General features: G+C 67.9%; 17 protein-coding genes and 1 pseudogene. 6 read left to right on the top strand and 12 right to left on the bottom strand.

Annotated elements, in window-relative coordinates; all coding sequences use genetic code 11:
- Positions 1–5: 5 nt before the first annotated feature.
- Positions 6–481: pseudogene (locus ACHMW8_RS02460) on the bottom strand (chemotaxis protein CheW).
- A gap of 206 nt (positions 482–687) precedes the next feature.
- On the opposite strand from ACHMW8_RS02460, the gene ACHMW8_RS02455 reads away from it, so the two are divergent.
- Together ACHMW8_RS02455 and ACHMW8_RS02450 are read left to right on the top strand one after the other, a co-directional pair.
- On the top strand, positions 688–1,080 hold the full coding sequence (locus ACHMW8_RS02455; protein WP_395444653.1) for a hypothetical protein: 393 nt from the start codon (positions 688–690) through the stop codon (positions 1,078–1,080).
- Between the two features lie 345 nt (positions 1,081–1,425).
- The gene (locus ACHMW8_RS02450; protein ID WP_099581075.1) at positions 1,426–1,653 is read left to right on the top strand and encodes a hypothetical protein; all 228 of its coding nucleotides are present in this window, start codon (positions 1,426–1,428) and stop codon (positions 1,651–1,653) included.
- 9 nt (positions 1,654–1,662) lie between these two features.
- Here ACHMW8_RS02450 and ACHMW8_RS02445 read toward each other — a convergent pair whose 3' ends face one another.
- From ACHMW8_RS02445 to ACHMW8_RS02425, 5 genes are all read right to left on the bottom strand, one after another.
- Entirely contained in the window at positions 1,663–1,977 is a 315-nt protein-coding gene (locus tag ACHMW8_RS02445; protein ID WP_395444652.1) for a hypothetical protein, read from the bottom strand.
- Positions 1,978–2,156: 179 nt separating this feature from the next.
- Positions 2,157–2,708 carry a polymer-forming cytoskeletal protein gene (locus ACHMW8_RS02440; RefSeq protein ID WP_395444651.1) on the bottom strand — a complete coding sequence of 184 codons (552 nt, stop codon included), beginning with the start codon at positions 2,706–2,708 and terminating at the stop codon, positions 2,157–2,159.
- Positions 2,709–2,786: 78 nt separating this feature from the next.
- Entirely contained in the window at positions 2,787–3,029 is a 243-nt protein-coding gene (locus tag ACHMW8_RS02435; protein ID WP_395444650.1) for a DUF2188 domain-containing protein, read from the bottom strand.
- Between the two features lie 109 nt (positions 3,030–3,138).
- Complete coding sequence (gene cobS / locus ACHMW8_RS02430; RefSeq protein WP_125155541.1) at positions 3,139–4,149, bottom strand: cobaltochelatase subunit CobS; 1,011 nt, start codon at positions 4,147–4,149, stop codon at positions 3,139–3,141.
- A 75-nt stretch (positions 4,150–4,224) separates the two neighbouring features.
- Positions 4,225–4,599: an RcnB family protein gene (locus ACHMW8_RS02425; protein WP_125155542.1), complete on the bottom strand. Its 375-nt coding sequence runs from the start codon at positions 4,597–4,599 to the stop codon at positions 4,225–4,227.
- A gap of 122 nt (positions 4,600–4,721) precedes the next feature.
- Here ACHMW8_RS02425 and ACHMW8_RS02420 point away from each other — a divergent pair, with 122 nt between their 5' ends.
- The gene (locus ACHMW8_RS02420; RefSeq protein ID WP_395444649.1) at positions 4,722–5,462 is read left to right on the top strand and encodes a phosphatase PAP2 family protein; all 741 of its coding nucleotides are present in this window, start codon (positions 4,722–4,724) and stop codon (positions 5,460–5,462) included.
- Here the strand turns inward: ACHMW8_RS02420 and ACHMW8_RS02415 are convergent.
- The 3 genes from ACHMW8_RS02415 to ACHMW8_RS02405 all read right to left on the bottom strand — a co-directional run bounded on the left by ACHMW8_RS02415 (position 5,428) and on the right by ACHMW8_RS02405 (position 7,945).
- Positions 5,428–6,966: a dienelactone hydrolase family protein gene (locus tag ACHMW8_RS02415; protein WP_395444648.1), complete on the bottom strand. Its 1,539-nt coding sequence runs from the start codon at positions 6,964–6,966 to the stop codon at positions 5,428–5,430. The genes ACHMW8_RS02420 and ACHMW8_RS02415 overlap by 35 nt on opposite strands.
- Positions 6,967–7,047: 81 nt before the next feature.
- A complete protein-coding gene (locus ACHMW8_RS02410; protein ID WP_125155545.1) occupies positions 7,048–7,482 on the bottom strand; it encodes a hypothetical protein in 435 nt (144 codons plus the stop codon).
- A gap of 67 nt (positions 7,483–7,549) precedes the next feature.
- The gene (locus ACHMW8_RS02405) at positions 7,550–7,945 is read right to left on the bottom strand and encodes a winged helix-turn-helix transcriptional regulator (protein ID WP_395444647.1); all 396 of its coding nucleotides are present in this window, start codon (positions 7,943–7,945) and stop codon (positions 7,550–7,552) included.
- A 95-nt stretch (positions 7,946–8,040) separates the two neighbouring features.
- On the opposite strand from ACHMW8_RS02405, the gene ACHMW8_RS02400 reads away from it, so the two are divergent.
- Positions 8,041–8,589 (top strand): FMN-dependent NADH-azoreductase, encoded by a 549-nt coding sequence (locus ACHMW8_RS02400; RefSeq protein WP_395444646.1) that lies wholly within the window; start codon positions 8,041–8,043, stop codon positions 8,587–8,589.
- 104 nt (positions 8,590–8,693) lie between these two features.
- On the opposite strand, the gene ACHMW8_RS02395 is transcribed toward ACHMW8_RS02400, so the two are convergent.
- Positions 8,694–9,350 (bottom strand): J domain-containing protein, encoded by a 657-nt coding sequence (locus ACHMW8_RS02395; RefSeq protein WP_395444645.1) that lies wholly within the window; start codon positions 9,348–9,350, stop codon positions 8,694–8,696.
- A gap of 58 nt (positions 9,351–9,408) precedes the next feature.
- Between ACHMW8_RS02395 and ACHMW8_RS02390 the strand changes: the two genes are divergently transcribed.
- Positions 9,409–9,681 carry a BolA family transcriptional regulator gene (locus tag ACHMW8_RS02390; protein ID WP_125155549.1) on the top strand — a complete coding sequence of 91 codons (273 nt, stop codon included), beginning with the start codon at positions 9,409–9,411 and terminating at the stop codon, positions 9,679–9,681.
- 108 nt (positions 9,682–9,789) lie between these two features.
- The gene (cdd, locus tag ACHMW8_RS02385) at positions 9,790–10,218 is read left to right on the top strand and encodes a cytidine deaminase (RefSeq protein ID WP_395444644.1); all 429 of its coding nucleotides are present in this window, start codon (positions 9,790–9,792) and stop codon (positions 10,216–10,218) included.
- Between the two features lie 63 nt (positions 10,219–10,281).
- Here the strand turns inward: cdd and ACHMW8_RS02380 are convergent, their stop codons facing one another.
- Positions 10,282–10,650 (bottom strand): response regulator, encoded by a 369-nt coding sequence (locus ACHMW8_RS02380; protein WP_125155551.1) that lies wholly within the window; start codon positions 10,648–10,650, stop codon positions 10,282–10,284.
- Positions 10,651–10,653: 3 nt separating this feature from the next.
- Positions 10,654–12,240: an HWE histidine kinase domain-containing protein gene (locus ACHMW8_RS02375; RefSeq protein WP_395444643.1), complete on the bottom strand. Its 1,587-nt coding sequence runs from the start codon at positions 12,238–12,240 to the stop codon at positions 10,654–10,656.
- Positions 12,241–12,312: the final 72 nt, after the last annotated feature.

The following is a 12,312-nucleotide window of genomic DNA, read 5'->3' as shown; positions in this document are numbered from 1 at the left end:
GCGGCTTAAGCCGCCAGCGCCTGCTGGCGTTCCGGCAGGATGCGGCTGACGGCCAGCAGGACGGTCATGTCGCCTTCGCCGCTGGTGATCACGGCGGCGACCAGCGGCGAGTTCCTCGCCGTCGCCCAGGGCCGGGGGCGCGTTGATGTGCTCGGCCTCGACGGTGAAGCTGTCGCAGACGGCGTCGACCAGCAGGCCGGCGACGTCGTCATGGTTCTCGACCACGATGATCACCTGGCGGGCGCCATCCTGGGCCGCGCCCTTGCCCAGCCGCCACGACAGGTCGATGACCGGCATGACCTGGCCGCGCAGATTGATGACGCCGCGCACATAGGGCGGCGCCTCGGGCAGCGGGGTCGGCGGGGTGACGCCGCCGGATCTCGCGCACCGCGCTGACGGGGACGCAATAGGTCTGGGCCCCGACCTCGAACGAGAGGACCTGTAGGGCCTGACCCTGGGCGTAGGACACGGTGTCGGTCATGAGGGCGGTCTCCGTGGAGGTCGCAAGGGGCTGTTTCGAGACACCTTTCCCGAAAAAGATGAACAAACCGGTTCCGGCGATCGTTGAAAGACTTCGTTCAGGCGCCGTTCAGGCTCGGAGTCCGATCGTCCACGTAACGCTTGAGGCGACGCGCCGCGCCGCCGGGAAGCGAAGGACCCAAGTTCGAAAGAGCCAAGGAGGCCATCATGGCCAGCAAGATCATCACCACGGTCGGTCGGGTCGCCGCCGGCGTCGCCGCGCTCTCGCTGGTCGCCGCCGCCACCACGGCCTCGGCCGACCCGCGCTACGGCCACTATCGCGGCCATCGCGGCAATGACACCGCCGCCGTGGCCGTCGCCGCCGGCATCGTCGGCCTGGCGGTCGGCGCGGCGATCTCGGACGGCAACCGTCACGATCGCTACGACCGCGGCTATTACGACCGGGGCTACTACGCCCCGCCGCCGCCCCCGCCGCGCTATGGCTACGGCTATGGCTACGCCCCGCGTCCGTACTACGGCCGCCCGGCGCGCGACTGCTGGACGACCCGCGAGTACGACCGCTGGAACGGCGCGTACTACGAGCGGACCATCTGTCGCTAGTGTCCCGATCCCCGAAGTTCGCAAGCGCTTGTGGCAAGCCCCGACGAACTTCGGAATCGATAAGGGCAATAGCAAGTCTATGTTTCTAATGTGCTTTTTGGATTGGAAGTTCGCTCAGAGCCTGAACCAAGCGGGGGCGAACTTCCAATCCAGCACATTAGGCCTTCATCGGATCAGATCGCCGTTGTGAGCCGGCGATCCGATAGGCGCTGTCCGCCCCGACACGCCGTCAGCCCCGACGTCTTCGGATGTCGGGGCTTTTTCGTTTTGGGGATGCGGGGAACTCGACTCCGGCCAATAATGGGAACAAAAAAGGAACATTACCGCGCCGCAGGAGGATCGCCCATGTCGTTCGCCGATCAGACTTCCGTGTTTCAGAGCCCGTTCGGGGCCGGCCTGCGCCTGACCGACGATCGACTAGACATCGCCGAGGCGGTGCTGGCGGGGGCTTGGCGCACCTTGCGCGCGGCCGGGTTCGGCGAGGCCGAGGTTCAGGCGCTGTTCGACCAGATCGCCGACCGGCCCGAGGACCTGGCGCGCCGCCTGCGCAAGATGGCCAACGCGGCGGCCTGAGCTTCGAGTTTAGGGGTCTAGCGCGAGCGTTCCAGAAGGGCGCGGAGGATCTCGGCGCGTTCGGGCCGTGTCGACGCCGATGCGGCCCGCCAGTTCGCGGATGCCGGCTGGATAGGCCTCGCCGCCGTCGGCGATCGTCCGGGCCTGGTCGGCCAGGCGGCGCAGGTCGCGATCCAGGCGCTCGATCTCTTCGCGGGCCAGCAGACGGGCTTCGGTCTGCAGACGCTCCACGCGCTGAGCGGTGGTTTCGGGACCGCGTCCCAGGTCATAGATTTCCGCCACGCCGGGGACGGGGGGCACGATCTTCAACGGCTTTCCGGCCATGGATTTGGGCTCCTCGATCCGGGCCGGTTCGCGCCGGCCCACATCGTATCAAAGCCTGGCTTAGCATCAGCGTTCCGAGGTTTTCGGTGAAAGCGGGGCCACGTGGCCGCCGCGCCACAGATGCGCGCGGCGACCGACCGTGGGCGCCGAGCTCGGCGTCCGGAGACGGATCAAATCGTTCAGTGCGCCACCTGGCTGTACGGTGTCTGCGAGGCCGACGGCGGCGCGGTCGGCGCCGGTTGCGGGGCCGGCGGGACGTGGGCCTGGGGCTGAGCCGGTTGCGGTTGCGGTTGCGGTTGAGCCGGGGCCGGGCGACGGAACTTCAGGCTGCGGCCCTGGAACTCCGCGCCGGTCTCCATGGCCAGCTGCTCATGGGTGATGTCGCCGTCGACGCGGGCGGTGCCGTACAGGCGAACCGCCTGGGCCGTCACCGCGCCGATCACCAGGCCGTGGATCTCGATGGCCTGGGCGATGACCGAACCCTCGACGCGGGCGTTCGGACCGACGATGAGCTTGCCCACCTTGATGTCGCCCAGCACCACGCAGTCGAGATGCACCTCGACGTCGCCGACGATGTCGCCGCGGACGGTCAGGCCCTGGCTGAACATCGAGGCCGGCTTCGGACGCGCGGGCGCCGGCGCGGCCGGTTGCGCTTGCGGCGCCGCGGCGCAGCCTTGATCCAGCGGGGTCAGGGCCAGCGGCGCGGCGGTGTCTTTCTTCTTGGCGAACATCGGCGGCGACCTTTGTCTCAAAATGGGCTTCAGGAAGCACCATCCCGCAAGAACCGGGCCGATTTCAGGACCGGGCCGTCAGGCGTCCTTGACGTGGGTGGTGGGGCGATCCTCGCCGGACGAGACTTCCTGATGCCAGACGGCGTTCTTGTCCTCGTAGGTGATGCCTTCGGTCTCGCCCGAAACCCGCTGCTCGCCGGCCGCGCGCTGGGCCGCCTTCAGCGCCGCGTCGTGGCTCGCGAAGGTCTCGGAGAAGGTGTCGCCCACCTTATAGGCCCAGCCGCCGTCGTGCTCGACGATGATGTAGGTGATGTCGGTCATGAGGCGTCTCCAAGTAAGCGTCGCGGGTCGAACGGGCCGCCAGCGTAGGCGGTTCCGGACGGAGGGTCTTGTCGAATTGCGCCCTCTCCCGCTGGGGAGATGGAGGAGTTTAGGCCACCTTCACCCGCGCGGCGCTTTCCGGGAGGTCCGCGCCGAACGCGCGCTGGAAGAACTCGGCCACCGTGGGGCGCTCCAGTTCGTCGCACTTGTTCAGGAAGGTCAGGCGGAAGGCCAGGGCCACGTCGTGATCGAAGATCTCGGCGTTCTGGGCCCAGGTGATCACCGTGCGCGGGCTCATGACGGTCGAGATGTCGCCGTTCATGAAGGCGTTGCGGGTCATGTCGGCGACGCGGACCATGGCCGAGATCGTGCGCTTGCCTTCCACCGTGTCATAGGACGGGTTCTTGGCCAGCACGATGGCGGCCTCGACGTCGTGCTCCAGATAGTTGAGCGTGGTGACGATCGACCAGCGGTCCATCTGGCCTTGGTTGATCTGCTGGGTGCCGTGATAGAGGCCGGTGGTGTCGCCCAGACCGATGGTGTTGGTCGTGGCGAACAGGCGGAAATACGGATTGGCGCGGATGACGCGGTTCTGGTCCAGCAGGGTCAGCTTGCCGCCGGCTTCCAGCACCCGCTGGATCACGAACATGACGTCCGGACGCCCGGCGTCATATTCGTCGAACACCAGGGCGATCGGACGCTGCAGGGCCCAGGGCAGGATGCCCTCGCGGAACTCGGTGACCTGCTTGCCTTCCTTCAGGACGATGGCGTCCTTGCCGACCAGATCGATACGCGAGACGTGGCTGTCCAGGTTCACGCGGACCAGCGGCCAGTTCAGGCGCGCGGCGATCTGCTCGATGTGAGTCGACTTGCCGGTGCCGTGATAGCCCTGGACCATCACGCGGCGGTCCTTGGCGAAGCCGGCGCAGATGGCCTTGGTCGTCTGCGGATCGAACTTGTAGGCCGTGTCGATCTCGGGAACGTGCGGATCGCGGTGCGAGAAGGCCGGGACCTTCATGTCGCTGTCGACGCCGAACGCGTCGCGAAGCGTCACCCACTTGTCGGGGACCAGGGTGATCAGCGGATCGGCGGCGGAGCTGGTGTCGGCGAACTCGGGCATGACATCCGATTAAACGCTTGACCCAGGGTAGGGGAAGAGGGCGCCGCGTTGCGGCGCCCACTCCAGCGCTATTTTTTAGCGGTTGGCGATGATCACCGAGGCGATCAGGCCGGTCGCGACGGCGGCCAGGACGTACTGGTCGTTCACGCGCTGCCAGCGATAGCCGCGCGGCGGCTGGCGAAGGCCATGGCGACGATAGTCGCTGACATAGTAGCTGTTGCCGCGATAGCGTTGGTCCAGACGTTGGCCCTTGGCCCAGCGGCGATACTCGCGGCGGTCGTGGCGATCTTCGGCGCGAGCCTGATCGCGGCGGCCTTGCTCGTAGGAGCGGTCGCGAGCGTCGTAGCGGCCATTGTTGTTGTGGTCGCGACGATAGTCCTGGGCCGAAGCGGCGCCAGCGCCGCCGGCCAGCATCAGAACGGCGAGCGAGGCGGTGATAAGACGTTTCATAATCGGTCTCCTTTGAAGGTGAGAGCACCCTAGGATGCTCGACCTAGAGGCGGGATGAACGGTCCCGCTCAGCTTAAGTTCATGTTTCATATGAGAAATGTTGTTGCGAGAAGTGTCGTTCGATGACCATCCGTTTGATCCGCATAGGCTTTCCGGGATTGCTGTCCGCGGCGCGGCGCGAACTGGGCGCGACGAGCGCCCTTTTGGTGGTTGCGCTGGGCGGCTGGGGCTTCCTGTCGATCGCTGACGAAGTGGCCGAGGGCGAGACCCGGGCGTTGGATCTCTCCGTATTGAAGGCCTTGCGAGTCGACGGTCAGCCGCACGAACTGGTCGGGCCAGGATGGCTGCACATCGCCGCCGCCGACATCACCGCCTTGGGCTCTGTGACGGTGCTGGGCCTGATCATCCTGCTGGCCTTCGCCCTGCTGGCGTCCCTGCGCCGCTGGAGCGAGGGGCTGCTGCTGCTCGCGGGCGCCGGCGGAGGACTGGCGATCAGCCAGACCCTGAAGCTGATCTTCGGACGCGAGCGGCCGGATCTGGTCTACCGCGCGGTCGAGGCGGTCAACGCCAGCTTCCCGTCGGGCCACGCCATGCTGTCGGCGGTGGTGTTCCTGACCCTGGGCGTGCTGGCCGCGCGCTTCGCGGACCGCCGGCGGGTCAAGGTGCTGGCGGTCGGGGCGGCGGTGCTGGTCAGCCTGCTGGTCGGCCTCAGCCGCGTCTATCTGGGCGTCCACTGGGCCAGCGACGTCCTGGCCGGCTGGTGCATGGGCGCGGCCTGGGCCATGGCCTGCTGGCTGGCGGCGTTCTTCGTGCAGCGGCGGTTCGAGCTCAGGGCGTCGCGCCCAGCGCCTTCAGCTGCGTGACGCCGTTGGTGTTCTTGGGGTTCAGCGCCAACGACTGGCGATAGGCCGCGATCGCCAGGGCCTTGTCGCCGGCGGCGGCATAGGCCTCGCCAAGGCTGTCGAACGCATTCCAGCTGTCGGCGTGGAGCTCCTGGTTCAATTTCAGGATCGCCACGGCCGCGCCGGTGTCGCCGTTGCCGAGCAGCTGATAACCCCAGCGGTTCATCTCGGTCTCGTCGATGGCGAAGTCCCGGTCTCGGCTCCGGAACGCCTGATAGGTGGCCTGGGCCTTGTCGAAACCGACGCGGTTCAGCTCGGCGGCGAAGGCGGCCTGGGTCGGCGGGGCGCCCTGAGCCTTGGCGACGTCGAGGGTGAAGAGATGGCGCGGCGCGCCAGTCTTGGCGACAGGGGTGTCGAGAAAGGCGCGGGCGGCGGCGTCGCCCCTGAGATAGGCGTCCAGGAAACGGCGGACATAGGTTTCCACCCAGCCGTTGGCGACTGACAGCTCGTCCTTGTCGTAGTCGCCGTACTCGGCGGCCAGCCGCTGGTCGAACATCACCGAGAAGTTGGAATGGACGTACGGATAGAGGGTGACCTTGTAGAGGTCGGCGTATTTCATCTTGGCGAGGAAGCTGGTGTCTCTGTTCACGTCGGCCGCCTGTTCCTCGACCGGCTTGGGCGCGGCGGCGACATATAGCATCGGCGCGGTGACGCGCGCGGGGGTCAGGAACCGCGACTGCTTGATGGTTTCGGGCCAGTAGCGCACCGAGCCGTCCAGCGCGACCAGGGCGTCGATGCGGCTGTCCTTGGCGGCGGCCATGACGTTGGCCAGGCCGCCCCAGCTGTAGCCGGCCACGGCCAGGCGGCTGATGTCGGCCTGGGGCAGGCCGTGGGCGTAGCCGATCAGGAATTCGATATCGCCGACCTGGGTCTCGACGCCCTCCAGCTCGGTCGTCATGCCGCGCGACGCCTGGCCGAAGCTGGGGCTGGCGATGACCAGATAGCCCTGGCTGGCCAGGTATTCGCAGAGGTCGGCGTTCTCATAGGCCTCGGCGTTGAAGCTGGGCGCGTAGATCACGACCGGGAACTTGCCCGCCGCGGCCATGGCGTCGCGCCGGGCCCGCATCGGCGCGGCCAGCTCGGCCTTGGCTCGCTCCGGCGAGAGGACGGCGACGCGGGCGCGGACGAACTTGGCCTCCAGCGCGGCGCGTTCGGCGGGCGGGCGTTCGAAGTCATCGGCGGTGGCGCCGAGCTTGACATAGTCCTCGACCGTCACGTCGCGGCCCGAGCCCTTGGCCGCCGGGTACCAGATCAGGGTCTGGATCGGCCGCGCCCGCTCGCCGGTCACCGGCTTGCCCGTCAGCGGATCAGTGGCCCCGCGATAGCCGCGGGCGAAGTCGTATTGCTCGACGACGCGCAGCCCGACGGCGTACTGGCCCGGCGGATTGATGCGCTTGAAGTTCGAGTCGGCCGCGGCCATGGACGGGGCGCCGAGCAGCGCCAAAAGCAGGAATAGAATACGCACGACATCCCCCTCGAACGACGCAGCCATGGCCTTCAACACGGACCACGCCAACTGAAGGTTTTGTAATACGAAGCGCGCGCCTTACGCCGCCTTGGGCTTCGGACGCCAGCGAAGCTCGAGTGTGGTCCACACCGCGCCGACGAAGTCGGCCAAGCCTACGGCCAGCCAGGCCTTGGGCAGCCAGTCCAGCAGGACGAAGGCGCCGATCACCACCAGGGAGAACACACGCAATACCACCGAGGCCCGCATATAGGTGCGCTGCCCGGTCCAGCCGGCGACGTGATAGCCCATGGCGTAGGCCAGCAGCAGCAGGCCGGCGAATCGCACCCAGGGCAGGGACGGGGTCTCGACGTGGGCGTGCAGCAGGGTCAGCACCGGGCGCGGCGCGACGGCCAGGGCCAGTCCCGCCGTCGAGATCAGGCCGCCCCAGGCCCAGATGCTCCAGGGCTTGCCGAACGGCACCGGGGTCACCGGCGTCGGCGGATCGACCGGCGCGCGCCAATCTGGGTCGGTCATGAGATGTCTGTCCCTCGCCCGGAAAGGCGGCGCGAGGATGGCCCAGGCGCGGGCCGTTCCGCAAGCGTCAGGTCGCGGCGGCGTCGTAGCGCCGCCGGTGGTCGTGGATAGTGTCGAGGTGGGCCTGGGCCCACTGGCCCAGCTGCATGACGGGTTCGGCCAGCGAATGGCCCAGGTCCGTCAGGGCGTATTCCACCTGCGGCGGCACGGTCGGATAGACGGTGCGCGAGACCATGCCGTCGCGCTCCAGGATGCGCAGGGTGCGGGTCAGCATCTGCTGCGAGATGCCGCCGACCGAGCGCTTGATGTCGTTGAAGCGCAGCGGGCGCGCCTTCAGGGTCATGACCACCAGAACCGTCCACTTGTCGCCGATCCGCTGGAGGATCTCGCTGACCGAGCGGCAGTTACTGTGATCGATGCGATGCTCGGGGAGATCCCGTGTTCGGGTGGCTTGGGTGGGCATAGCCGTGTGACCTAGTCCTAAAAATATGCGTTCTTGGCGAGACCGAGGCGGTCTCATAACTGGTGCAGGTCACCAATCGGGACCTAGCGCATATCATGAACCTCCTCCATATCGACTCCAGTATCCAGGGCGAAGCCTCGGCCAGTCGCGCGCTCACCGCCGCCGCCGTGGCGCGCTTGAAGGCGACCGATCCGTCGGCCAGCGTGACCTATCGCGATCTCGGCAAGGAGCCGCCGCCGCATCTGACGCTGGAGGGCCTGGGCGCGGCCAATCCGATGCTCGACGAATTCCTGGCCGCCGACGTCGTGGTCATCGGCGTCCCGATGTACAATTTCAACATCTCGAGCCAGCTGAAGGCCTGGATCGACCGCATCCTGGTGGCTGGCAGGACCTTCAGCTACGGCGACAATGGCCCACAGGGACTGGCGGGCGGCAAGCGGGTGATCCTGGCGCTCACGCGCGGCGGCCAATACGCGGTCGGCGGCCCGCTGGAGCACGCCGAGACCTATCTGCGCGGCGTGCTGGCCTTCATCGGAATCACCAACCCGGAAGTGATCAACGCCGACGGCCTGATGATGGGCGACGAGGTCCGCGCCGGGGCGATGGCCAAGGCGCTGCAGTATGCCGAGACGCTGGCGGCCTAGGCGGCGAAGCGCTCGGGCTTCACGATGCGTATTCACTCCCCCTCCCTGCGGGGATGGGGGAGGATCGGCGGGGATGAGACCGAGCGGGGTGCTCCTGGACCCCGCTAGGCTTTCACCATCCCGGACTTCTGCAGGGTCTTGTAAGCCTTGATGACCCGCTGGAGCTTGTGCTCGGCGCTGCGGTCGCCGCCATTGGCGTCGGGGTGGCAGCGCTTGAGCAGCTCCTTGTACTTGGCCTTGATCGCGGCGCTGTCGGCGCCGGCTTCCAGGTCGAGATCGGCCAGGGCCTGGCGTTCCAGCTTGCCCAGGCTGCGCTCGGCGGCGCTGCGCGCCGACTCGGCCTTGCGCTGCTGGGCCCGGAAGATGCCGAACGGGTCGGCGAAGGCGCGGGCGTCGCGGGCGGCCGCCGCGGCGGCTTCCCGGGAATTGGCGTCGGCCTTGAAGCTCCAGGTCGGCCGACCGCCGGTCTGGCGCTCGGTTTCCTGGGCGGCGCGGATCTGCGCCTCGCTCATGCCGGCGTAGAAATTCCAGTTCTTGTTGTACTCGGCCGCGTGCTGCTGACAGAACCAGTAGTGTTGGTTCGGCAGGTCGCGCGACTTCGGCGCCTTGGTCGATCCCGCCAGACGGCAGTCGGGATGATCGCAGCGCTTCTCGCCGGGCTTGAGGCCCAGGACGTCGTGCACCGGGTCGTCTTCGCCCTTCTTGGGCGGACGGACTCGGATGTCGGTGAATTTGGGACGGTACTCGAACGGCCGGTTCATGGCGCTTAGAGTAATCCCGCGCTATTTCCGTTCAAGGATTGACAAGCAAGAGACGCACATGGGCGACGTCGCCGACACCATCCGCCGCAAGCTGGAGCACGCTTTTTCGCCGTCGCGACTCGAACTGGTCGACGACAGCGACCGTCATCACGGCCACGCGGGCCACACCGGTTCCGGCGAGAGCCACTTCAATCTGCGAATCGAGGCCGAGGCCTTTGCCGGCAAGGCGCGGGTGATGCGCCAGCGCATGGTGATGACGGTTCTGGCCGACGAACTGGCGGGGCCCGTCCACGCCCTGTCGATCACCGCCAAGGCGCCTGGAGAAGCGTAAGGCGGCGCTTACTTTTTTGCCTGTCGCCGATGTTTGCCGCTTGATTTGGGGGGCTGCGGCTGATTGCCTCTCTCCCCGGCGCGATCCTGCCGGAAGGGCAGAAACCGCATGAGCGCCGACGTCACCGCCACCGCCGAATCTCTCGAACAGGAGGCCGCCGGAATCCTGCCGGACCTGCTGTCGCGCGCCTATGCCCGCTATTCGAACTTCACGGTGGCCGCGGCGGTGATCGACGACCTGGGCCGCGCGCATTATGGCGTCAATGTCGAGAACGCCGCCTATCCCGTGGGCACGTGCGCCGAGCAGACGGCGATCGGAGCAATGATCACGGCCGGGGGCGCGCGCCGGATCGACAAGGTGCTGATCGCCGCCGGCTCCGACGCGGTGGTCCAGCCGTGCGGCGCCTGCCGTCAGCGCATCGCCGAGTTCGCGGGCGAAACCTGCGAGATCATCTCGGTCCAGGGCGGCCGGGCGACGGAGCGGATCCCGTTCTGGACGCTGCTGCCGCATTCCTTCGGGCCGCGCGACCTGGATTGATCGCCCGCGCGAATTCCGCGCCATGACGGGCGGCGCCGACCGCTCCCGCGGGAGGGCGAAGGCTTAAGCCGTCTGGCCGACCAGGGTTTCCAGCACGCGGCGCAGATCGGCCTCGCGGAAGGGCTTCTGCAGCACGGTGGCGCCGCGGTGGTCATCCGTCAGGCCCGCCTCGCCATAGCCGCTGGCGAAGGCGAAGGGCACGCCGCGCGCCTTGAGGGCGTCGGCGACCGGGAAGATCGGGCGGCCGCCCAGATTGACGTCCAGCAAGGCCGCGTCGATGTCGGCGGAACCGGCCAGCCGCAAGGCTTCCTCGATCTCGGCCGCCGGGCCGACGATCGTGCAGCCGAGGTCCGTCAGCATGTCCTCGACCAGCATCGAGACGAGCGCTTCGTCTTCAACGACCAAGACCTTGAGGGACGTAAGAGTCTTCATGTTTCAGGGCTCCAGCGCGCGCACGGGCAACGCCATTTGGCAGACGAGGCCGACGGTATCATAGGTCAGCTCGACCGCGCCGGATAGCTCGGCCGCGAGGCCGCGTTCCAGAAGGCGTACGCCGAAGCCGCGACGGGCCGGCGGCGTGACGGGCGGACCGCCGCTTTCGGTCCAGGTGAGACGCAAAACGCCATCCTCGATGGCCCGATCGACGGCCACGTGGCCGTCCGGGGTCGAGAGAGCGCCGTACTTGGACGCGTTGGTGGTCAGTTCATGAATGCCCATGCCCAGGGCCACCGCGGCCTTTGGATTGAGGCGCACATCGCTGGGATAGGTGAAGCCGACGCGGTCCTCGCCAGCCAAGGCGTGAAGCTCGACGTCGAAAACCTCGCGCAGACTGGCGCCGGCCCAGCTTTCGCGGGTCAGCAGATCGTGGGTGTGCGAGAGGGCGACGAGCCGGGTCTCGAAGGCGTCGCGGAAGAACTCGGGCGCGGCCACCGACCGCAAGGTCTGGGCGGCGATCGACTGCACCGTGGCCAGGCTGTTCTTCACCCGGTGATTCAGCTCGTTGACCAGCAGCTTCTGGCGCTCTTCGGCGCGCTTGCGCTCGGTGATGTCCAGCGACACGCCGGCCAGGCGCCGCACGCCGCCATCGTCGGCGGTCTGGGCCGCGCGGCCGCGGGCGTGCAGCCAGCGCAGCTCGCCGCTCGGGTGCACCACGCGATACTCGACGTCGTACTCCGTCCCGTCCCGGATGGCGCTCTCGATCGCCGCCAGGACCCGCGGACGATCCTCGGGATGGATGGTTTCGATCAGAGTGGCGAAGGTGAAGGTCTCGTCCGGCCGGCGACCGTAGTTCAGCTTGCAGAGATCGGACGCCTCGTAGGCCTTGGTGGCGACGTCCAGGTCCCATGACCCCATGCGACCGCTGTCGAGCGCGAACTTCAGCCGCTCCTCGGCTCGGCGGCGCTGGGTCAGCTCGGCCACGGCCCCGGCGTTCAGCTTGATCGAGTCGATGGTGGCCGCCACCTGAGCGCCCAGGCCCATGACCAGGCTCTCGTCGTGCGGGCTGAAGCGTCCCGGCTCGGGGTGGCCGAAGAACAGGCCGCCCAGCACCTCGCCCCGCCGGGTCGCGACCGGAATGGCCAAGTAGCTGCGCACCGACAGATGTCCCTCGGGCATGCCCTTGCGCGGGGCGTTCTTGCCGTAGCGCGGGTCCTGGGTGATGTCGTCCGATCGCACGACGCCGGCGTTCTCGAAGGTGGGCGCGAAGACCTCTGTCTTGCGGACCTTGGGGAAGCTGGCGAACGCTTCGGGCGCGGCGCCCGACAGGCGATAGAGCGCGTAGGATTCCCCATCCGGCTCGAGCTGATTGTAGAAAAAGGCCCCGAAGGCGGCGCCGATGATTTCGCGCGCCCCGTCGAGCACCACCTGCACGCAGGTGTCGATGTCGGTGCTGGAGGCCACGGCCTGGTTCACCCGGGCGAGGGTCTCGGACTTGCGGATTTCGTCGGCGAGGGCGACTTCCAGCTCGGCCAAGCGCGCCCGCGCGTCCGGCTCTCCGCCGTCGCGAACCCTGCTCTCAGCCACCAAGCTGGCCAAATGCGCCCCCTAGACCCCGGACCGCCCCTGGTCCGCAAGGACGCAAAACGCGCCTTTTTC

This window comes from Caulobacter sp. UC70_42 (assembly GCF_044056025.1).
GTDB lineage: Bacteria > Pseudomonadota > Alphaproteobacteria > Caulobacterales > Caulobacteraceae > Caulobacter.
The sequence above is the reverse complement of the archived record's forward strand: the minus strand, read 5'-3'. Positions and strand labels throughout refer to the sequence as shown.